The sequence below is a fragment of the Shigella sp. FC1567 genome (assembly GCF_001743015.1).
Taxonomy (GTDB): domain Bacteria; phylum Pseudomonadota; class Gammaproteobacteria; order Enterobacterales; family Enterobacteriaceae; genus Escherichia; species Escherichia coli.
The window spans coordinates 15426-37097 of record NZ_MIIV01000110.1 but is presented as its reverse complement, the minus strand read 5'-3'; the positions used below and the strand labels follow the sequence as shown (position 1 = coordinate 37097).

Genomic DNA, 21672 nt, shown 5'->3' with positions numbered 1-21672 from the left:
GAGCAGGTACCGGCATCCACGTTACAGACGGTCCCGGCAAAAGTGCCTGACCTGACCCCTATTAGCGGTTACCAGCGCCCCACCAGACCCGGTGACATCCCCCCCCGGATCATGGACGACTGGGGGCAGTAATCATGCCGGGTCTGGCTGGCTAACACCCCATTATAAGGGGTACGAATAAAGTAACGGGGGATGGACATTTTTATTTCGAAAAAGATGCGCAATTTCATTTTATTAGCGCAAACCAATAATATTGCCCGGGCGGCAGAAAAAATCCATATGACGGCTTCGCCATTTGGTAAAAGCATTGCCGCGCTGGAAGAACAAATTGGCTATACGCTATTTACCCGCAAAGATAATAATATCAGCCTCAATAAAGCCGGTCAGGAACTGTATCAAAAACTGTTCCCGGTTTATCAACGACTTTCTGCGATTGATAATGAAATCCATAACTCAGGGCGTCGTTCACGAGAAATTGTGATTGGCATAGATAATACTTATCCGACAATTATTTTCGATCAGTTGATTAGTCTCGGAGATAAGTATGAAGGCGTGACCGCCCAGCCAGTTGAGTTCAGCGAAAACGGCGTTATCGATAATCTTTTTGACCGTCAGTTAGATTTTATTATCTCCCCACAGCATGTATCTGCACGAGTTCAGGAACTGGAAAACCTGACTATCAGTGAATTACCACCGCTGCGATTGGGCTTTCTCGTTTCTCGCCGTTATGAAGAGCGTCAAGAGCAAGAGCTGCTTCAGGAGCTGCCCTGGCTACAAATGCGCTTTCAAAACCGGGCTAACTTCGAAGCAATGATTGATGCGAATATGCGACCTTGTGGGATCAATCCCACCATTATTTATCGTCCCTACAGTTTTATGGCCAAAATCAGCGCCGTGGAGCGCGGACATTTTCTGACGGTGATCCCGCATTTTGCCTGGCGACTGGTGAATCCGGCAACGCTGAAATATTTTGATGCGCCGCACAGGCCGATGTATATGCAGGAATATCTTTATTCAATCAGAAATCATCGTTATACCGCCACGATGCTTCAGCATATTGCTGAAGATCGTGACGGGACAAACCATTAACCCAGCATCGAGCCGGTTGCAATTAAATTACGGTGTAAGTCGAAGACGTGGCTAAGATCGTGGTGAATATGTCCGCCGGGCGCATTTTCCAGATAGCGATGCAGATAATCCCGATACATAGGATGTGCACAATTATCAATGATAGTGCGGGCGCGTTGAAGCGGGGAAAGACCGCGCAGATCGGCGATCCCTTGTTCGGTGATGATCACTTTGACGCTGTGTTCGCTGTGATCAACATGGCTGCACATTGGCACGACGGTTGAGATCTTGCCTTCTTTAGCAATCGACGGAGCCATAAAGATCGACAGATACGCGTTGCGTTCAAAATCACCGCTGCCGCCGATGCCGTTCATCAGATCGACCCCGGCTACGTGCGTTGAATTTGCATGCCCGTAAATATCAAACTCCAGGCCGACGTTCAGAGCGATGACGCCCAGACGACGGATGATTTCCGGGTTATTGGAAATCTCCTGCGGACGCAACACAATGCGGCTGGCAAAGTAATCCATATTGTCGTAAATCTTGCGCAGGGAATCGGCCGAGATTGTCAGGCTGGAGGCGCTGGCCCCGCTGATTTTGTCGGTTTCCAGTAAATGCACCACCGATTCCTGTAGCACTTCCGAATACATCATGAACGGAGGAATTTCCGGGTTTTCCCCCAGACGCGCCATTACCGCATTATTGATATTGCCCACGCCACTTTGCAGCGGCAGAAATTCCGGCGGAATACGCCCATGCGCCATTTCCTGCAATAAGAACGTGACCACGTTATCGGCAATCTGCTGGCACATGGGATTTTGCTTATCCAGCATATTACCGGCGTCGGGCAAGTTGGTTTCCACGACGGCGACAATCTTTTTCGGATCGATTTGCACATAGCGGGTACCGACGCGATCCATTGCATGGAAGATCGACACGCTATTGCGCCGCGGTGGCGCGCCAGGAATCACAATATCTGCCAGTTCTGCAACGCGCGGATCGTGATAGTGATTAAGTTCAATGATCACTTTCTTCGCTCGCAGCAGCCAGGTCGGCGCATTACCGATCCCGCTGGTTAACCAGACTCGACCATCCGGTGCCAGTGCCGATGCTTCAATGACGGCAACATCAATGTCGCCGAAGAAACCGTAATTGACCATTTGCGCCACTTCGCTCAAATGCAGGTCAACGAAACTCACCGCGCCCTGATTGATCTTTTTACGTAAACCGGACGATGTTTGATATGGCGCACGCCAGGAAACAGCATCGGCGTCAGAAAGTACATCGTCAGCGGCGGCGCTGATTGACGCCCCCGTCAGCAGGCGAATTTGATACGGCTTTTTGGCCTCATGCTGTTCGTTAGCTCTGCGGGCAATCGCGGTGGGTAGGGCTTTCGGCGAACCCGCCGGGGTAAAGCCGCTAAATGCCACCATGTCGTTATGCTGGATAATTTCTGCCGCTTCATCGGCGGTCATCCTTGTCCACTGAGTTTCCATTTTTACTCCTTCGTTCGCAGGGATTAATGACCAACGAAATTAGGTTTACGTTTTTCGAGGAAAGCGTTCATTCCTTCCTGGTAATCTTCGCTGTCATAAACCGCGCGTCGCATCCCCTGAATACGTTCAAATTCATCGGAGTTCATGGTGTGCGCTTCGCCCAGTACACGCAGCTCTTCTTTGATAACAGCAATGGCTAACGGCGCTTTCTCAGAGATGTGGTGCGCCATTTGTAAGGTGAAATCTTCCAGTTCTTCCACTTCCACAACATGGTTGAGGATGCCGACAGCCAGCGCGCGCTGGGCGGTGATTGGCGAAGCGGTAAAAATCAGCTCTTTGACAATGTGGAAGCCCGCGTCGCGGGTCAGGTTGTGAATGCCGACCAGGTTATACGGGACGCCGAGGTTTACAGGCGTCATTGAGAAGGTTGAGGTACTGGCGGCGATGATCAGATCGGAACTCATGATCATTTCAAATGCGCCACCCCAAACACTACCTTCCACCATCGAAATGATCGGTTTCGGGAATTTTTGGATCATGCGGGTGATTTGACGCAATGGATCATCATAGGAGAGCGGATCGCGACCGCCAGACGGCAGTTCGTGAATATCGTGACCTGCGGAGAAGACTTTGGATCCACTCGGCGCGCGCAAAATGATACAGCGAATTTCCGGCCGGTTGAGATCGCTTAACGCCTGCATAAGATCATCAATAAAGACTTTACTTAAGGCATTAAGTTTTCGGCCATAGTTAAACTCAATGACCGCCACTTTGTTGATAGTGGCAACGTTCACATACTGATAAGACATAAAAATTCCTTTAATCAAAATATTGCGTCTGGATAAATTCACTGAGCTGCCGCAGGCCGGTGCGCGGTGAGAGCGTATTGTTTTTGACCGCTAAAAGCGTCTGGCGGTAATAGCGATCGAAATCTTCATTCGCGAACAGGTGATTCAGTACTTCTTCTTCGGTCTGCTTACGCAGCCATTCCACCGATTGTTGTTGCCGCACTTGTTGTAAACGACCACTGGCAGTTAGCGCGGTTTTGAACTCGATGATGGCGTGCCAGATCTCATCGATTCCACGTTTTTCCAGTGCGCTACAAGTCAGAACCCGTGGCTGCCATTCGTCGTATTTACGTCGCAGAATATGCAGGGCACTCTCGTACATATGCCGGGCAATGGCGACATTGGTATGGTTATCGCCATCGTCTTTGTTGATAACGATCAGATCAGCCACTTCCATCAGCCCTTTTTTAATGCCCTGCAGATCATCGCCGCCACCGGCAATTTGCAACGAGATAAAACAGTCCACCATGCGGGCGACTTCTGTTTCCGACTGCGACGCCAACCGTTTCGACAATCACTACGTCATAACCCGCCGCTTCGCATAACAGCATTAATTCCCGCGCTCGCTGACTGGCACCGCCCAGATGACCGGAGGATGGTACCGGGCGAATAAACGCCGCTTCGGCACGCGCCAGGTCATTCATGCGGATTTTATCCCCGAGAATGCTACCGCCAGTGACCGGGCTGCTGGGATCGACCGCAATAACCGCGACCTTTAATCCCTCTCGAATCAACAACATGCCAAAGGCCTCAAGAAAGGTACTTTTCCCCGCGCTGGGGGTGCCGGTAACGCCCAGTCGCAGGGTGTTACCGCAGTACGGCATAATGGCATCAAGCAGCTGCGTACTTAGTGCCTGATGACGCGGGTGACGGCTTTCCACCAGCGTCATGGCCTGGGCGAGTGTGGCACGCTCACCCTGACGTAAGCGGCGAATACTTTCTGCCAGCGTGGCTTCATTAATCATGATGCTGGCTTATCAGATTCAGTACGTCGCGCACACTGTCGAGCATAGGTGTACCTGGACCATAAATCGCCGCCACGCCGCGCTCTTGCAGGAAGGCGTAATCCTGCGGTGGAATGACGCCACCGGCGACTACGCAGATATCTTCGCGTCCCCATTTTTTCAGCGCCTCGACCAGTTCCGGGATCAGCGTTTTATGACCGGCAGCCAGTGAGGATGCGCCCACTACGTGAACGTCATTTTCTACTGCCAGGCGGGCGATCTCTTCAGGTGTAGAGAACATCGGGCTTAAATCTACGTCGAAACCGAGATCGGAATAGGCGCTGGCGATCACTTTCGAGCCGCGATCGTGCCCATCCTGGCCCATTTTGGCGATCAGAATGCGCAGGCGACGACCATTGTCGGCAAGGAACTGCTCCGTTTGCGCAACAATGGCATCGAACTCGGAGGCCGATTTCTCAGATTGATGATAGCTTTGCGCAATCACGCCGGTAACACACAGGCTTGGCACCAGATAACGGTCGAAAGCGGCTTCCAGCGCATCGGAAATTTCACCCAGGGTGGCGCGAACGCGAGCGGCATTAACAGCGGCAGCCAGCAGGTTTTCGTTATGCTGTGCGGCGTGAGTCAGGGCGTTCAACGCGGCGGTTACGGCGGCATCATCACGGGTGGCGCGAATGCGTTCCAGCGAAGCAATTTGCTCGTTACGCACCATCACGTTGTCGATCTCAAGTACATCGGTTTCGTCTTCGTGATCCAGTTTGTACTTGTTGACACCAACGATGACACGTTTGCCCTGGTCGATAAGCGACTGTTCGCGCGCTGAGGCCTATTCGATCATTCGTTTTGGCAGACCTGCTTCGATCGCTTTCGCCATACCACCGGCTTCGTCGATCTGTTGGATAATAGCTCTGGCTTGTTTGACGATTTGATCGGTCAGCGACTCAATGTAATAGGATCCGGCCAGTGGATCGACGGTGCGGCAGAGTTCTGATTCTTCCTGGATGATGATCTGGGTGTTGCGGGCAATGCGTGCTGAGAAATCGGTAGGCAAACCAAGCGCTTCGTCAAAGGCGTTGGTATGCAGTGACTGAGTACCGCCCAGCGTCGCAGCCAGTGCTTCAATGGTGGTGCGGATAACGTTGTTATACGGATCCTGTTCAGTCAGGCTCCAGCCTGAGGTCTGGCAGTGGGTACGCAGCGCCAGTGATTTCGGGTCCTGTGCGCCAAATCCACTGACCGCTTCGCTCCATAAATAACGTGCCGCACGCAACATGGCGACGTTCATAAACAGATCCATGCCGATGCCGAAGAAGAACGACAGGCGAGGAGCGAAGTCATCAATTTTCAGTCCGGCAGAGATTGCTGCTTTGATGTACTCAATCCCATCAGCGAGCGTAAATGCTACCTGCTGCACGCAGTTGGCACCCGCTTCACCCATGTGGTAACCGCTGATACTGATGGTATTAAATCGCGGCATGTTGCCGGAACACCAGGCGATGATGTCGGCGATAATGCGCATTGACGGTTTTGGCGGGTAAATATAGGTGTTGCGGCAGAGGTACTCTTTGAGGATATCGTTCTGAATGGTGCCGGTCAGTTTATCAGGTGTAACACCTTGCTCTTCCGCGGCGACGATATAAAACGCCAGTACTGGTAGCACTGCGCCATTCATGGTCATCGAAACCGACATTTTATCCAGCGGGATCTGGTCGAACAGGACTTTCATATCTTCCACGGTGTCGATAGCGACGCCCGCTTTGCCGACGTCGCCCGCCACGCGCGGGTTATCGGAGTCGTAGCCTCGGTGGGTGGCAAGGTCAAACGCAACGGAAAGACCTTTTTGCCCGGCGGCCAGGTTACGGCGATAAAAAGCGTTGGACTCTTTTGCTGTTGAAAAACCAGCATACTGACGGATGGTCCACGGTTGGGCGGTATACATAGTGGCACGCGGGCCACGAACGTAGGGCGGCAAACCAGGAAGGGTACCTGTCACCTCCAGATTATCGAGATCGGCTTCGGTATACAGCGGCTTGATGGTGATCCCTTCCGCGGTTTGCTGAACCAGCGAGTCGACAGTTTTCTCCCGACGGCTCAATTCCTTGTTGGCAAGCTGTTGCCACTCCTGCACGTTAGACATTATTTGCTCCGTAAAACGCAATCAAAATGAGGGTATTTGCGCCTACGGTGAGCTTTTTACGTGGGTTTGTCGCCAGCAAAAAAAATGCATTCAGACGTCGTTTTTTGCCGCCTGAGATTTGTCTATTTTGTGATGTGATTCAAGGAATACAAAAAGAAGTGAGGACAACGCCTGATATGTGCTATCAGGCATTATTTGATGGATTAATCCTGACGAAGGACTTTGTGACCATAATCGAGCAACGCATCAGTGACTTTACGCATCATGCGGCTTTCAGGAGCAAAGCGGTGCCAGTAGAGCATCCGGCGTTGAAATAGCCCTGGCGTTAAGTCAATCAGTTCACCGCTGGCTAGTTCTTTCTCGATTTGCAGGTGCGGGATCATACAGCAGGTGGTGCCCTGGCGAGCAAGTTGCACGAACGCTTCTGAAGAATTAACGATATGGCAGGGCACGCTGCCTGGAGGCAGATCGAAGTTTTGCTGCAAAAAGGCCTGGTGCATATCGTCAAGATGGTCAAAGGCGACCACAGGTGCTTTCAATAATGCCGAACGCGTTACGCCGTTAGGGAAATATTTTTCGGCAAACGGTTTTGAGCTGACGAACAGATAGTCAAGCGCACCGAGCTTATCGACAAGGCAACTCGGCAGCGCCTGATGTTGAATACTCACCGCGCCGACCACTTCGCCGCGGCGCAGACGTTCCTGAGTACGGGTTTCATCTTCTACCTGCAAGTTGAGGCGGATAGGCGAATCAGCCAATACAGGAGCCAGTGCCGGAAGCAACCACGTCGCCAGACTGTCGGCGTTGACCGCCAGTGAAAGCAGCAGCGGAGTCGAACCGGTTTGTTCATCGCCCAGCCACTCTTCTTCCAGCAACTCCACCTGGCGCAGCAGTGCCAGCAGTTTTTGCCCTTGTTCCGTCGGGCGCGGCGGTACGGTACGCACCAACAGCGGCTGCCCGAACATATTTTCCAGTTGCTTAATGCGCTGTGAGACGGCTGATTGTGTAATGCACAGCTTTTGTGCCGCGCGCTCAAATCCTCGTTCACGTATCACCGCATCCAGTGCCTGTAATGTTCTGTAGTCCGGGCGTTTCATTGCTGTTGTCTGCTCCTGGTAAATGCTTTTTCCTGCACTATGACACAATTTTGTGTCAGGTTGCATATACCGCAGCCGTCGGCGGGTAACATTTGTATCAATGGTTAAACGCGCAGCTTAAAAGATCAGGGATTTGCGCTATTGCATTTCGCTTAGCGACTTCGCGCCCTGGTTATGTTGAATGGCGTGGCGTTATTGCCTCTGTTCGCACCGTGGAGCGGCATACCCAGACCGTTGTATGCTTTATTTGCGGGGCGAAAGGGGATGCCCGCCATTGCGCGATATTTTATGGATGAGTTAACCACCCGGCTTGCCAACGGGGTCTGAATCGCTTTTTTTGTATATAATGCGTGTGAAATTTCATACCACAGGCGAAACGATCATGACGCAGGATGAATTGAAAAAAGCAGTAGGATGGGCGGCACTTCAGTATGTTCAGCCCGGCACCATTGTTGGTGTAGGTACAGGTTCCACCGCCGCACACTTTATTGACGCGCTCGGCACGATGAAAGGCCAGATTGAAGGGGCCGTTTCCAGTTCAGATGCTTCCACTGAAAAACTGAAAAGCCTCGGCATTCACGTTTTTGATCTCAACGAAGTCGACAGCCTTGGCATCTACGTTGATGGCGCAGATGAAATCAACGGCCACATGCAAATGATCAAAGGCGGCGGCGCGGCGCTGACCCGTGAAAAAATCATTGCTTCGGTTGCGGAAAAATTTATCTGTATTGCCGACGCCTCCAAGCAGGTTGATATTCTGGGTAAATTCCCGCTGCCAGTAGAAGTTATCCCGATGGCACGTAGTGCAGTGGCGCGCCAGCTGGTGAAACTGGGCGGTCGTCCGGAATACCGTCAGGGCGTGGTGACCGATAATGGCAACGTGATCCTCGACGTCCACGGCATGGAAATCCTTGACCCGATAGCGATGGAAAACGCCATAAATGCGATTCCTGGCGTGGTGACTGTTGGCTTGTTTGCTAACCGTGGCGCGGACGTTGCGCTGATTGGCACACCTGACGGTGTCAAAACCATTGTGAAATGATCTGACGGGGGAACCTCCCCCGTTAAAAAAATTCTCTTCATTAAATTTGGTGACATGTGTCACGTTTTTACCTGGCTATTGTCGATTGCTCTAAATAAATCCTCTAAACCAGCATATTCAACCAAGAAATACCTTTGCGTGATATTTCCTCAACATCGCGACGCAAACGTTCATATTGCCGCAATATTATTTTTTGATATGTTGAAAGGCGGATGCAAATCCGCACACAACATTTCAAAGACAGGATTGGGTAAATGGCAAAGGTATCGCTGGAGAAAGACAAGATTAAGTTTCTGCTGGTAGAAGGCGTGCACCAAAAGGCGCTGGAAAGCCTTCGTGCAGCTGGTTACACCAACATCGAATTTCACAAAGGCGCGCTGGATGATGAACAATTAAAAGAATCCATCCGCGATGCCCACTTCATCGGCCTGCGATCCCGTACCCATCTGACTGAAGACGTGATCAACGCCGCAGAAAAGCTGGTCGCTATTGGCTGTTTCTGTATAGGAACAAACCAGGTTGATCTGGATGCGGCGGCAAAGCGCGGGATCCCGGTATTTAACGCACCGTTCTCAAATACGCGCTCTGTTGCGGAGCTGGTGATTGGCGAACTGCTGCTGCTATTGCGCGGCGTGCCGGAAGCCAATGCTAAAGCGCACCGTGGCGTGTGGAACAAACTGGCGGCGGGTTCTTTTGAAGCGCGCGGCAAAAAGCTGGGTATCATCGGCTACGGTCATATTGGTACGCAATTGGGCATTCTGGCTGAATCGCTGGGAATGTATGTTTACTTTTATGATATTGAAAATAAACTGCCGCTGGGCAACGCCACTCAGGTACAGCATCTTTCTGACCTGCTGAATATGAGCGATGTGGTGAGTCTGCATGTACCAGAGAATCCGTCCACCAAAAATATGATGGGCGCGAAAGAAATTTCACTAATGAAGCCCGGCTCGCTGCTGATTAATGCTTCGCGCGGTACTGTGGTGGATATTCCGGCGCTGTGTGATGCGCTGGCGAGCAAACATCTGGCGGGGGCGGCAATCGACGTATTCCCGACGGAACCGGCGACCAATAGCGATCCATTTACCTCTCCACTGTGTGAATTCGACAACGTACTTCTGACGCCACACATTGGCGGTTCGACTCAGGAAGCGCAGGAGAATATCGGCCTGGAAGTTGCGGGTAAATTGATCAAGTATTCTGACAATGGCTCAACGCTCTCTGCGGTGAACTTCCCGGAAGTCTCGCTGCCACTGCATGGTGGTCGTCGTCTGATGCACATCCACGAAAACCGTCCGGGCGTGCTAACTGCGCTGAACAAAATCTTCGCCGAGCAGGGCGTCAACATCGCCGCGCAATATCTACAAACTTCCGCCCAGATGGGTTATGTAGTTATTGATATTGAAGCTGACGAAGACGTTGCCGAAAAAGCGCTGCAGGCAATGAAAGCTATTCCGGGTACCATTCGCGCCCGTCTGCTGTACTAATTCCCCTTCTCTGAAAATTAACGGGCAGGTCACTGACTTGCCCGTTTTTTTATCCCTTCTCCACACCGTTGCCGCGTTGCGCATTCTACTTTGCGAGTCTGCTCCAGAAAATAAATCAAAGTCAGATCAATGCGTTGTGTTTATTTAATGGGGATTTACGATGGCGGGACAGTATGGGGCTGTAACGGTAAAGCCCTCACCGAAGCGAGGGCTTAAAGGAGAAGGGTTATGATGCGACTTGTCATCATACTGATTGTACTGTTACTGATAAGTTTCGGAGCTTATTAACAGTCAGTCTCTGGGGAGGAGTCATCCTCCCTTACCCTTACTCACTAAATTAGGTCAAAGAATCAACGATGTCAATCAGGCGATGCGGGGTGCATCGCCCTGAACCGAACTTTTTGATAGCCACTTCATCGCCCACGTTTACTGCCGTAATAGATCCTTTTTCCCAAAAATTATCTCTGTTTTGCATGGGGTTTTTCGAACACGCTCGAAGAAAAGATTTAAAGGTAGATCAATGCGTTGTGGTTATTTAAAGAGAGCTTACGATAGCTGGGCAGCATGGGGCTGTAACGGTAAAGCCCTCACCGAAGCGAGGGCTTGAAGGAGAAGGGTTATGATGCGACTTGCCATCATACTGATTGTACTGTTACTCATAAGTTTCCCAGCTTATTAACAGTCAGTCACAGGGGAGGAGCAATCCTCCCTTACCCTTACTCACTAAATTAGGTTAAAGAATCAACGATGTCAATCAGGGCGATGCAGGTGTATCGCCCTTACCACTCCCAGACTTTCGACGGTGTAACCACCGCAGGAAGAGGGATATCCCACTCTTCAACGGGGAGTTTTTCCACCAACTGACAATCATGCGCATAACCCACCGGTTGCGTTTTATAGTGCTGCCAGTTTTGTAAGGTCCGATCATAAAAACCACCGCCCATTCCCAGGCGCTGACCGTACTCATCAAAGGCGACCAGCGGTGTGATCAGCACGTCTAATCGGGAAAGGGGTAGCACGTCACGCACATCCAGTTTTGGCTCATGGATTTTCAACCTGTTCATCACCAGTTCGCTTTGCGGATGGTAATTCAGGAACAGCAAATTACCAGCACTAAAGGGATGCAAAACTGGAAGATATACGCGCTTACCGGCGCGCCAGAGTTGTTCTATTAGCGGCTGGGTGTCGAGTTCACCATCAAAAGAGAGGAATACAGCGACCGTATGCGCCATCACCACCGGGGGATAAGTCATCATCCGGGTAGCGGCTTGTTGACCCATTTCCTGCTGTTGTTCCGGCGTTAACGCACGACGACGTTGCCGAATCATTTTGCGGATTTCTTGTCGGGATAATGTCAGTGGGAGTTCTGGTAGTTGCGTCATGGCTGGTGCCAGATAAGAAGGGAATCTCCGAGATGCCGCCGCAGGCTGTAACCCTTGAACCCTTGGTTCAAGGTGAATGTGTCGTCGCAGTTTTAAGGCTTCTCGGACGGACCGAGCATGCTCACCAACCGCGGAGCGCCACATTCTTGTGGTATGAAATATCGGCTCAGGGGACTGGCCCGCTTGCGAACATCTCAGAGAAATTTTGTCTTCACGGTTACTCTACCACAGTAAACCGAAAAGTGTCATTCAAAGTTTTGGTTAGTTTTTTCGGTGATGCGACCTTGTTCAAGTAACGCTTGTTCTATGGTCTGCTGCAGCATCCGAATACGCTGTTCCATACTTGCCGCGTAGTCACGAGTCTTCGCTTTTTCTTGCGCTAACTCATAGCTGATATTCAATGCGGCAATGAAGACCAACTGTTCAGTATTTGTGACTCTAGTGCGTTCTTTCAGATCTTGCAACCGTTGGTTCAGATCGTCCGCTGCCTGATTCAACGCATCCCTTTGGTCAGGCGGGCAGTTCACACGCAGTGAACGGCCAAAAATTTGGATATCGACGGGTTGTGCAGACATGCCACCTTCCTGCTGATTGACTGCGCTGCCTTCGTCTTTAGACCCATGGTCTGCGAAGGGGCGACACTATAGCTACCCTGATGAGAAGAGACAAGCCCTTTTCTGGTCCACCAGGGCCCAAAGTGGTAGCATATCATGAATATTCCTCCCTTTGACGACGAATGCTTATGTCTATACAGAACGAAATGCCTGGTTACAACGAAATGAACCAGTATCTGAACCAACAAGGGACGGGTCTGACCCCTGCCGAGATGCATGGTTTAATCAGTGGGATGATATGTGGCGGTAACGATGACAGCTCATGGCTGCCGCTACTTCACGACCTGACGAACGAAGGCATGGCTTTCGGTCATGAGCTGGCACAGGCACTGCGTAAAATGCACTCTGCCACCAGCGATGCCCTGCAGGATGACGGCTTCCTTTTTCAGCTTTATCTGCCTGATGGCGATGATGTCAGCGTTTTCGATCGGGCTGATGCATTGGCAGGTTGGGTCAATCACTTCCTGCTTGGTCTTGGCGTTACGCAACCGAAGCTGGATAAAGTGACCGGCGAAACCGGTGAAGCTATCGACGATCTGCGTAACATTGCGCAACTGGGTTACGACGAAGACGAAGATCAGGAAGAGCTTGAAATGTCGCTTGAAGAGATCATCGAATACGTTCGTGTTGCCGCGCTGTTATGCCACGACACCTTTACTCATCCGCAACCGACCGCGCCAGAAGTACAAAAACCGACTCTACACTAAAAACAAAAAACGTAAGGAGAGTGTTATGAGTGAGATATCCCGGCAAGAGTTTCAGCGTCGCCGTCAGGCCCTGGTGGAGCAAATGCAACCCGGCAGCGCCGCGCTGATTTTTGCTGCACCAGAAGTAACACGTAGCGCCGACAGCGAATACCCCTATCGTCAGAACAGTGACTTCTGGTACTTCACCGGCTTTAACGAACCGGAAGCGGTGCTGGTGCTGATTAAAAGCGATGACACTCATAACCACAGCGTTCTGTTTAACCGCGTTCGCGACCTGACGGCGGAGATCTGGTTTGGCCGTCGCTTAGGCCAGGATGCCGCGCCAGAGAAACTGGGCGTTGACCGCGCACTGGCATTCAGCGAAATCAATCAGCAACTTTATCAACTACTTAACGGCCTGGATGTGGTTTACCATGCCCAGGGCGAATATGCATATGCTGATGAAATCATGAACAGTGCGCTGGAAAAACTGCGTAAAGGTTCGCGGCAAAATCTCACCGCACCGGCAACGATGATCGACTGGCGTCCTGTTGTTCATGAAATGCGCCTGTTCAAATCGCCAGAAGAGATTGCCGTACTCCGCCGCGCGGGAGAAATCACCGCCATGGCACATACACGGGCGATGGAAAAATGCCGTCCGGGAATGTTCGAGTACCATCTGGAAGGCGAAATTCACCACGAATTTAACCGCCACGGTGCGCGCTATCCGTCCTATAACACCATTGTCGGCAGCGGTGAAAACGGCTGCATTCTGCACTACACCGAAAACGAGAGTGAACTGCGCGACGGTGACCTGGTGTTGATTGACGCGGGTTGTGAATACAAAGGTTACGCGGGCGATATTACCCGCACCTTCCCGGTCAACGGCAAATTCACCCAGGCCCAGCGTGAAATCTACGACATTGTGCTGGAGTCTCTCGAAACCAGCCTGCGCCTGTATCGTCCGGGAACTTCCATTCTGGAAGTCACTGGTGAAGTGGTGCGCATCATGGTTAGCGGCCTGGTAAAACTCGGCATTCTGAAAGGTGATGTTGATGAACTGATCGCTCAGAATGCCCATCGTCCTTTCTTTATGCATGGCCTTAGCCACTGGTTAGGGCTAGATGTCCATGACGTTGGCGTTTATGGTCAGGATCGCTCGCGCATTCTGGAACCGGGCATGGTACTGACCGTAGAGCCAGGGCTGTATATTGCGCCGGATGCAGAAGTGCCAGAACAATATCGCGGTATCGGCATTCGTATTGAAGACGACATTGTGATTACCGAAACCGGTAACGAAAACCTCACCGCCAGCGTGGTGAAAAAGCCGGAAGAAATCGAAGCGTTGATGGCTGCTGCGAGAAAGCAATGAGCGTAATCATCGTCGGTGGCGGCATGGCGGGCGCGACGCTGGCGCTGGCTATTTCCCGGTTAAGTCACGGGGCGCTGCCGGTACATTTGATTGAAGCGACTGCGCCAGAGTCACATGCTCATCCGGGCTTTGATGGACGAGCGATAGCGCTGGCGGCGGGTACCTGTCAGCAACTGGCGCGCATCGGCGTCTGGCAATCTCTGGCGGATTGCGCAACTGCCATCACCACCGTGCATGTCAGCGATCGTGGTCACGCTGGATTTGTCACCCTCGCCGCAGAAGATTACCAACTGGCGGCGCTGGGACAGGTTGTCGAATTGCACAATGTCGGGCAACGGCTGTTTGCATTGCTGCGTAAAGCACCTGGCGTAACGCTGCATTGCCCTGATCGCGTGGCTAACGTTGCCCGTACTCAGAGTCACGTTGAAGTGACGCTGGAGAGTGGCGAGACGCTGACGGGCCGCGTGCTGGTAGCAGCTGATGGCACCCATTCAGCGTTAGCCACCGCGTGCGGCGTTGACTGGCAGCAGGAGCCTTACGAACAACTGGCCGTGATTGCCAACGTTGCGACTTCCGTTGCGCACGAAGGCCGCGCTTTTGAACGCTTCACGCAACATGGCCCGCTGGCGATGTTGCCGATGTCTGACGGACGCTGTTCGCTGGTCTGGTGTCATCCACTGGAACGGCGCGAAGAGGTGCTGTCGTGGAGCGACGAGAAGTTTTGCCGTGAACTCCAGTCGGCCTTTGGCTGGCGACTTGGAAAAATTACCCACGCCGGTAAACGCAGTGCTTATCCGCTGGCGTTAACCCGCGCCGCCAGAGCTATTACCCATCGTACCGTGCTGGTGGGCAATGCGGCGCAAACTCTGCACCCGATTGCCGGGCAAGGGTTTAACCTCGGTATGCGAGATGTCATGAGCCTTGCGGAAACCCTGACTCAGGCGCATGAGCGCGGAGAAGACATCGGTGATTACGGCATATTGTGCCGCTATCAGCAGCGTCGACAGAGCGATCGCGAAGCAACCATCGGCGTCACGGACAGCCTGGTACATCTTTTTGCCAACCGTTGGGCACCGCTGGTTGTCGGGCGCAACATCGGACTGATGACGATGGAATTATTCACCCCGGCACGCGATGTGCTGGCGCAGCGCACCCTCGGTTGGGTGGCGCGTTGAAGGCGGTTTTAAGGAATAAACAATGCAATGTGTTGATGTAGCCATTGTTGGTGGCGGCATGGTGGGGCTGGCGGTTGCCTGCGGCTTACAGGGGAGCGGCTTACGCGTTGCCGTACTGGAGCAGCGCGTACCGGAACCTCTGGCGGCGGATGCACCACCACAACTGCGCGTTTCGGCTATCAATGCCGCCAGCGAAAAATTACTCACCCGTCTTGGCGTCTGGCAGGACATTCTCTCTCGTAGGGCCAGTTGTTATCACGGTATGGAAGTGTGGGACAAAGACAGTTTTGGTCACATTTCGTTTGACGATCAAAGCATGGGCTATAGCCATCTTGGGCATATCGTTGAAAACTCAGTGATTCACTACGCGCTGTGGAACAAAGCGCAGCAGTCGTCAGATATCACTCTGTTGGCCCCCGCAGAATTACAGCAGGTCGCCTGGGGAGAAAATGAAACTTTCCTGACGCTGAAAGATGGCAGCATGTTAACGGCGCGTCTGGTGATTGGCGCGGACGGTGCTAATTCCTGGTTGCGCAACAAAGCAGATATTTCGCTGACTTTCTGGGATTATCAGCATCACGCGCTGGTAGCGACCATTCGCACGGAAGAACCGCATGATGCGGTGGCGCGGCAGGTTTTCCATGGCGAAGGCATTCTGGCCTTTTTACCGCTTAGCGATCCGCATCTTTGCTCAATTGTCTGGTCACTGTCGCCAGAGGAAGCGCAGCGGATGCAGCAGGCAAGTGAAGATGAATTTAATCGCGCGTTAAATATCGCTTTTGATAATCGCCTGGGCTTATGCAAGGTTGAGAGCGCGCGTCAGGTGTTCCCACTGACGGGGCGTTATGCGCGCCAGTTTGCCGCGCACCGTCTGGTGCTAGTGGGCGACGCCGCGCATACCATTCACCCGCTGGCGGGGCAGGGAGTAAATCTCGGCTTTATGGATGCTGCAGAGCTGATTGCTGAACTGAAACGGTTGCATCGTCAGGGGAAAGACATCGGGCAGTACATTTACCTGCGCCGGTATGAGCGTAGCCGCAAGCACAGTGCGGCGCTGATGCTGGCTGGTATGCAGGGATTCCGCGATCTGTTTTCCGGTACCAATCCGGCGAAAAAACTGCTGCGTGATATTGGTTTGAAACTGGCCGACACGCTTCCTGGCGTTAAACCACAACTTATCCGCCAGGCAATGGGATTAAACGATTTGCCTGAATGGCTGCGTTAAAAATTTCTCTTCTGCTGTTTATTTGATACCCATCACACTTTCATCTCCCGGTTTTTTCGCCGGGAGATTTTCCTCATTTGAAATAAACTAATTTCACCTCCGTTTTCGCATTATATTTTCTAATGTCATTATTTTTTGATTTAGTGTTTTTTGACATTTTTTTAGCTCTTAATATTGCCTTATTCAAATTAGCTTTCTAATGGCATCATCTTTATATAGAAACTGGTGTGTTTTTTGGTTTTTTATTCTGTCGCGATTTTGGCGTTTTTTAACCATAAGCTAATGTGATGATCAATTTTACCTTATGGTTAACAGTCTGTTTCGGTGGTAAGTTCAGGCAAAAGAGAACGATTGCGTTGGGGACCGGGAGTGGCTCCGATGCTGGGTTTCGTGGTGATAATTTCACCATGAAAAGTTGTCAGCCCCGCTTATTCAATGAGGACAAGATGGCACAACAGACTCCTTTGTACGAACAACACACGCTTTGCGGCGCTCGCATGGTGGATTTCCACGGCTGGATGATGCCGCTGCATTACGGTTCGCAAATCGACGAACATCATGCGGTACGTACCGATGCCGGAATGTTTGATGTGTCACATATGACCATCGTCGATCTCCGCGGCAGCCGCACCCGGGAGTTTCTGCGTTATCTGCTGGCGAACGATGTGGCGAAGCTCACCAAAAGCGGCAAAGCCCTTTACTCGGGGATGTTGAATGCCTCTGGCGGTGTGATAGATGACCTCATCGTCTACTACTTTACTGAAGATTTCTTCCGCCTCGTTGTTAACTCCGCCACCCGCGAAAAAGACCTCTCCTGGATTACCCAACACGCTGAACCTTTCGGCATCGAAATTACCGTTCGTGATGACCTTTCCATGATTGCCGTGCAAGGGCCGAATGCGCAGGCAAAAGCTGCCACACTGTTTAATGACGCCCAGCGTCAGGCGGTGGAAGGGATGAAACCGTTCTTTGGCGTGCAGGCGGGCGATCTGTTTATTGCCACCACTGGTTATACCGGTGAAGCGGGCTATGAAATTGCGCTGCCCAATGAAAAAGCGGCCGATTTCTGGCGTGCGCTGGTGGAAGCGGGTGTTAAGCCATGTGGCTTGGGCGCGCGTGACACGCTGCGTCTGGAAGCGGGCATGAATCTTTATGGTCAGGAGATGGACGAAACTATTTCTCCTTTAGCCGCCAACATGGGCTGGACTATCGCCTGGGAACCGGCAGATCGTGACTTTATCGGTCGTGAAGCCCTGGAAGTGCAGCGTGAGCATGGTACAGAAAAACTGGTTGGTCTGGTGATGACCGAAAAAGGCGTGCTGCGTAATGAACTGCCGGTACGCTTTACCGATGCGCAGGGCAACCAGCATGAAGGCATTATCACCAGCGGTACTTTCTCCCCGACGCTGGGTTACAGCATTGCGCTGGCGCGCGTGCCGGAAGGTATTGGCGAAACGGCGATTGTGCAAATTCGCAACCGTGAAATGCCGGTTAAAGTGACAAAACCTGTTTTTGTGCGTAACGGCAAAGCCGTCGCGTGATTTACTTTTTTGGAGATTGATTGATGAGCAACGTACCAGCAGAACTGAAATACAGCAAAGAACACGAATGGCTGCGTAAAGAAGCCGACGGCACTTACACCGTTGGTATTACCGAACATGCTCAGGAGCTGTTAGGCGATATGGTGTTTGTTGACCTGCCGGAAGTGGGCGCAACGGTTAGCGCGGGCGATGACTGCGCGGTTGCCGAATCAGTAAAAGCGGCGTCAGACATTTATGCGCCAGTAAGCGGTGAAATCGTGGCGGTAAACGACGCACTGAGCGATTCCCCGGAACTGGTGAACAGCGAACCGTATGCAGGTGGCTGGATCTTTAAAATCAAAGCCAGCGATGAAAGCGAACTGGAATCACTGCTGGATGCGACCGCATACGAAGCATTGTTAGAAGACGAGTAACGGCTTTATTCCTCTTCTGCGGGAGAGGATCAGGGTGAGGAAAATTTATGCCTCACCCTCACTCTCTTCGTAAGGAGAGAGGTTCACAATTCACTGCACGTTTCAGGAACCATCGCTCATGACACAGACGTTAAGCCAGCTTGAAAACAGCGGCGCTTTTATTGAACGCCATATCGGACCGGACGCCGCGCAACAGCAAGAAATGCTGAATGCCGTTGGCGCACAATCGTTAAACGCGCTGACCGGCCAGATTGTACCGAAAGATATTCAGCTTGCGACCCCGCCGCAGGTTGGCGCACCGGCGACCGAATACGCCGCACTGGCAGAACTCAAGGCTATTGCCAGTCGCAATAAACGCTTCACGTCTTACATCGGCATGGGTTACACCGCCGTGCAGCTACCGCCGGTTATCCTGCGTAACATGCTGGAAAATCCGGGCTGGTATACCGCGTACACTCCGTATCAACCTGAAGTCTCCCAGGGCCGCCTTGAAGCACTGCTCAACTTCCAGCAGGTAACGCTGGATTTGACTGGACTGGATATGGCCTCTGCTTCTCTTCTGGACGAGGCCACCGCTGCCGCCGAAGCAATGGCGATGGCGAAACGCGTCAGCAAACTGAAAAATGCCAACCGCTTCTTCGTGGCTTCCGATGTGCATCCGCAAACGCTGGATGTGGTCCGTACTCGTGCCGAAACCTTTGGTTTTGAAGTGATTGTCGATGACGCGCAAAAAGTGCTCGACCATCAGGACGTCTTCGGCGTGCTGTTACAGCAGGTAGGCACTACCGGTGAAATTCACGACTACACTGCGCTTATTAGCGAACTGAAATCACGCAAAATTGTGGTCAGCGTTGCCGCCGATATTATGGCGCTGGTGCTGTTAACTGCGCCGGGTAAACAGGGCGCGGATATTGTTTTTGGTTCGGCGCAACGCTTCGGCGTGCCGATGGGCTACGGTGGCCCACACGCGGCATTCTTTGCGGCGAAAGATGAATACAAACGCTCAATGCCGGGCCGTATTATCGGTGTATCGAAAGATGCAGCTGGCAATACCGCGCTGCGCATGGCGATGCAGACTCGCGAGCAACATATCCGCCGTGAGAAAGCGAACTCCAACATTTGTACTTCCCAGGTACTGCTGGCAAACATCGCCAGCCTGTATGCCGTTTATCACGGCCCGGTTGGCCTGAAACGTATCGCTAACCGCATTCACCGTTTGACCGATATCCTGGCGGCAGGCCTGCAACAAAAAGGTCTGAAGCTGCGCCATGCGCACTATTTCGACACTCTGTGTGTGGAAGTGGCCGACAAGGCGGGCGTACTGGCGCGTGCCGAAGCGGCTGAAATCAACCTGCGTAGCGATATCCTGAACGCGGTTGGGATCACCCTTGATGAAACCACCACGCGTGAAAACGTAATGCAGCTTTTCAGCGTGCTGCTGGGCGATAACCACGGGCTGGAGATCGACACGCTGGACAAAGACGTGGCTCACGACAGCCGCTCTATTCAGCCTGCGATGCTGCGCGACGACGAAATCCTCACTCATCCGGTGTTTAATCGCTACCACAGCGAAACCGAAATGATGCGCTATATGCACTCGCTGGAGCGTAAAGATCTGGCGCTGAATCAGGCGATGATCCCGCTGGGTTCCTGCACCATGAAACTGAACGCCGCCGCCGAGATGATCCCAATCACCTGGCCGGAATTTGCCGAACTGCACCCGTTTTGCCCGCCGGAACAGGCTGAAGGTTATCAGCAGATGATTGCGCAGCTGGCTGACTGGCTGGTGAAACTGACCGGTTACGACGCCGTTTGTATGCAGCCGAACTCCGGCGCACAGGGCGAATACGCGGGCCTGCTGGCGATTCGTCATTATCATGAAAGCCGCAACGAAGGGCATCGCGATATCTGCCTGATCCCGGCTTCTGCGCACGGAACTAACCCCGCTTCTGCACATATGGCAGGAATGCAGGTGGTGGTTGTGGCGTGTGATAAAAACGGCAACATCGATCTGACTGATCTGCGCGCGAAAGCGGAACAGGCGGGCGATAACCTCTCCTGTATCATGGTGACTTATCCCTCTACCCACGGCGTGTATGAAGAAACGATCCGTGAAGTGTGTGAAGTCGTGCATCAGTTCGGCGGTCAGGTTTACCTTGATGGCGCGAACATGAACGCCCAGGTTGGCATCACCTCGCCGGGCTTTATTGGCGCGGACGTTTCGCACCTCAACCTGCATAAAACTTTCTGCATTCCGCACGGCGGTGGTGGTCCGGGTATGGGACCGATCGGTGTGAAAGCGCATCTGGCACCGTTTGTACCGGGTCATAGCGTGGTGCAAATCGAAGGCATGTTAACCCGTCAGGGCGCAGTTTCTGCGGCACCGTTCGGTAGCGCCTCTATCCTGCCAATCAGCTGGATGTACATCCGCATGATGGGCGCAGAAGGGCTGAAAAAAGCAAGCCAGGTGGCAATCCTCAACGCCAACTATATTGCCAGCCGCCTGCAGGATGCCTTCCCGGTGCTGTATACCGGTCGCGACGGTCGCGTGGCGCACGAATGTATTCTCGATATTCGCCCGCTGAAAGAAGAAACCAGCATCAGCGAGCTGGATATTGCCAAGCGCCTGATCGACTACGGTTTCCACGCGCCGACGATGTCGTTCCCGGTGGCGGGTACGCTGATGGTTGAACCGACTGAATCTGAAAGCAAAGTGGAACTGGATCGCTTTATCGACGCGATGCTGGCTATCCGCGCAGAAATTGACCAGGTGAAAGCCGGTGTCTGGCCGCTGGAAGATAACCCGCTGGTGAACGCGCCGCACATTCAGAGCGAACTGGTCGCCGAGTGGGCGCATCCGTACAGCCATGAAGTTGCGGTATTCCCGGCAGGCGTGGCAGACAAATACTGGCCGACGGTGAAACGTCTGGATGATGTTTACGGCGACCGTAACCTGTTCTGCTCCTGCGTACCGATTAGCGAATACCAGTAATTCACTGATTCGACTATTTTCTAAAGGCGCTTCGGCGCCTTTTTAGTCAGATGACAAAGTACAAAAGTGCTCAGACAGTCCCCTCGCCCCTTTGGGGAGAGGGTTAGGGTGAGGGGAACAGGCCGGCACTGG

The 21672-nt window shown here is 52.6% G+C and carries 18 protein-coding genes, 1 other RNA gene and 2 pseudogenes; 12 read left to right on the top strand and 9 right to left on the bottom strand.

Going from position 1 to position 21672, the window contains the following annotated elements; translation table 11 throughout:
• The first annotated feature begins 192 nt into the window (after positions 1 to 192).
• On the top strand, positions 193 to 1089 hold the full coding sequence (gene srsR / locus BHE85_RS08320) for a LysR family transcriptional regulator SrsR (protein WP_000350806.1): 897 nt from the start codon (positions 193 to 195) through the stop codon (positions 1087 to 1089).
• Here the strand turns inward: srsR and scpC are convergent.
• From scpC to argP, 5 genes and pseudogenes are all read right to left on the bottom strand, one after another.
• Positions 1086 to 2564 (bottom strand): propionyl-CoA:succinate CoA transferase, encoded by a 1479-nt coding sequence (scpC, locus tag BHE85_RS08315; protein WP_000449936.1) that lies wholly within the window; start codon positions 2562 to 2564, stop codon positions 1086 to 1088. The genes srsR and scpC overlap by 4 nt on opposite strands.
• A 23-nt stretch (positions 2565 to 2587) precedes the next feature.
• On the bottom strand, positions 2588 to 3373 hold the full coding sequence (gene scpB, locus BHE85_RS08310; RefSeq protein ID WP_000122063.1) for a methylmalonyl-CoA decarboxylase: 786 nt from the start codon (positions 3371 to 3373) through the stop codon (positions 2588 to 2590).
• Positions 3374 to 3383: 10 nt separating this feature from the next.
• Positions 3384 to 4377 (bottom strand): annotated as a pseudogene (meaB, locus tag BHE85_RS08305) (methylmalonyl Co-A mutase-associated GTPase MeaB).
• Positions 4370 to 6514 (bottom strand): annotated as a pseudogene (gene scpA / locus BHE85_RS08300) (methylmalonyl-CoA mutase). The pseudogenes meaB and scpA overlap by 8 nt, the downstream one beginning before the upstream one ends.
• A gap of 203 nt (positions 6515 to 6717) precedes the next feature.
• Positions 6718 to 7611, bottom strand: coding sequence for a DNA-binding transcriptional regulator ArgP (argP, locus tag BHE85_RS08295; protein ID WP_000828351.1), 894 nt, complete (start codon positions 7609 to 7611; stop codon positions 6718 to 6720).
• A 382-nt stretch (positions 7612 to 7993) separates the two neighbouring features.
• Between argP and rpiA the strand changes: the two genes are divergently transcribed.
• The 4 genes from rpiA (at position 7994) to BHE85_RS08275 (ending at position 10819) form a co-directional block, all read left to right on the top strand.
• The gene (gene rpiA, locus BHE85_RS08290) at positions 7994 to 8653 is read left to right on the top strand and encodes a ribose-5-phosphate isomerase RpiA (protein ID WP_000189743.1); all 660 of its coding nucleotides are present in this window, start codon (positions 7994 to 7996) and stop codon (positions 8651 to 8653) included.
• Positions 8654 to 8907: 254 nt separating this feature from the next.
• Positions 8908 to 10140 (top strand): phosphoglycerate dehydrogenase, encoded by a 1233-nt coding sequence (gene serA, locus BHE85_RS08285; RefSeq protein ID WP_001151604.1) that lies wholly within the window; start codon positions 8908 to 8910, stop codon positions 10138 to 10140.
• 228 nt (positions 10141 to 10368) lie between these two features.
• The gene (gene ibsC, locus BHE85_RS08280; RefSeq protein WP_071524576.1) at positions 10369 to 10428 is read left to right on the top strand and encodes a type I toxin-antitoxin system toxin IbsC; all 60 of its coding nucleotides are present in this window, start codon (positions 10369 to 10371) and stop codon (positions 10426 to 10428) included.
• A gap of 331 nt (positions 10429 to 10759) precedes the next feature.
• Entirely contained in the window at positions 10760 to 10819 is a 60-nt protein-coding gene (locus BHE85_RS08275) for a type I toxin-antitoxin system Ibs family toxin (RefSeq protein WP_001387035.1), read from the top strand.
• 100 nt (positions 10820 to 10919) lie between these two features.
• Here BHE85_RS08275 and BHE85_RS08270 read toward each other — a convergent pair whose 3' ends face one another.
• The 3 genes from BHE85_RS08270 to zapA all read right to left on the bottom strand — a co-directional run bounded on the left by BHE85_RS08270 (position 10920) and on the right by zapA (position 12097).
• Complete coding sequence (locus BHE85_RS08270) at positions 10920 to 11522, bottom strand: 5-formyltetrahydrofolate cyclo-ligase (RefSeq protein WP_000192748.1); 603 nt, start codon at positions 11520 to 11522, stop codon at positions 10920 to 10922.
• 20 nt (positions 11523 to 11542) lie between these two features.
• A non-coding RNA gene (gene ssrS, locus BHE85_RS08265) (6S RNA) lies at positions 11543 to 11726 on the bottom strand.
• Positions 11727 to 11767: 41 nt separating this feature from the next.
• Positions 11768 to 12097, bottom strand: a complete 330-nt coding sequence (zapA, locus tag BHE85_RS08260) for a cell division protein ZapA (protein ID WP_001276008.1) — start codon at positions 12095 to 12097, stop codon at positions 11768 to 11770.
• Positions 12098 to 12264: 167 nt separating this feature from the next.
• Here zapA and ygfB point away from each other — a divergent pair, with 167 nt between their 5' ends.
• From ygfB to ubiI, 4 genes are read left to right on the top strand one after another with little or no spacing between them, the layout of a single operon-like run.
• On the top strand, positions 12265 to 12843 hold the full coding sequence (ygfB, locus tag BHE85_RS08255; protein WP_001295378.1) for a UPF0149 family protein YgfB: 579 nt from the start codon (positions 12265 to 12267) through the stop codon (positions 12841 to 12843).
• A 25-nt stretch (positions 12844 to 12868) separates the two neighbouring features.
• Positions 12869 to 14194, top strand: coding sequence for a Xaa-Pro aminopeptidase (gene pepP / locus BHE85_RS08250; RefSeq protein WP_001290099.1), 1326 nt, complete (start codon positions 12869 to 12871; stop codon positions 14192 to 14194).
• Positions 14191 to 15369: a 2-octaprenyl-6-methoxyphenyl hydroxylase gene (gene ubiH / locus BHE85_RS08245; protein WP_000111198.1), complete on the top strand. Its 1179-nt coding sequence runs from the start codon at positions 14191 to 14193 to the stop codon at positions 15367 to 15369. The genes pepP and ubiH overlap by 4 nt, the downstream gene beginning before the upstream one ends.
• 22 nt (positions 15370 to 15391) lie before the next feature.
• The gene (gene ubiI / locus BHE85_RS08240; RefSeq protein ID WP_001149946.1) at positions 15392 to 16594 is read left to right on the top strand and encodes an FAD-dependent 2-octaprenylphenol hydroxylase; all 1203 of its coding nucleotides are present in this window, start codon (positions 15392 to 15394) and stop codon (positions 16592 to 16594) included.
• A 73-nt stretch (positions 16595 to 16667) separates the two neighbouring features.
• Here the strand turns inward: ubiI and BHE85_RS08235 are convergent, their stop codons facing one another.
• The gene (locus BHE85_RS08235) at positions 16668 to 16751 is read right to left on the bottom strand and encodes a hypothetical protein (RefSeq protein WP_122056850.1); all 84 of its coding nucleotides are present in this window, start codon (positions 16749 to 16751) and stop codon (positions 16668 to 16670) included.
• 289 nt (positions 16752 to 17040) lie between these two features.
• On the opposite strand from BHE85_RS08235, the gene gcvT reads away from it, so the two are divergent.
• The 3 genes from gcvT to gcvP all read left to right on the top strand — a co-directional run bounded on the left by gcvT (position 17041) and on the right by gcvP (position 21540).
• A complete protein-coding gene (gene gcvT, locus BHE85_RS08230; protein ID WP_000068701.1) occupies positions 17041 to 18135 on the top strand; it encodes a glycine cleavage system aminomethyltransferase GcvT in 1095 nt (364 codons plus the stop codon).
• Between the two features lie 23 nt (positions 18136 to 18158).
• Positions 18159 to 18548, top strand: coding sequence for a glycine cleavage system protein GcvH (gene gcvH, locus BHE85_RS08225; RefSeq protein ID WP_001295377.1), 390 nt, complete (start codon positions 18159 to 18161; stop codon positions 18546 to 18548).
• Positions 18549 to 18666: 118 nt separating this feature from the next.
• A complete protein-coding gene (gene gcvP, locus BHE85_RS08220; RefSeq protein ID WP_000195052.1) occupies positions 18667 to 21540 on the top strand; it encodes an aminomethyl-transferring glycine dehydrogenase in 2874 nt (957 codons plus the stop codon).
• The last annotated feature ends 132 nt before the right edge of the window (positions 21541 to 21672 follow it).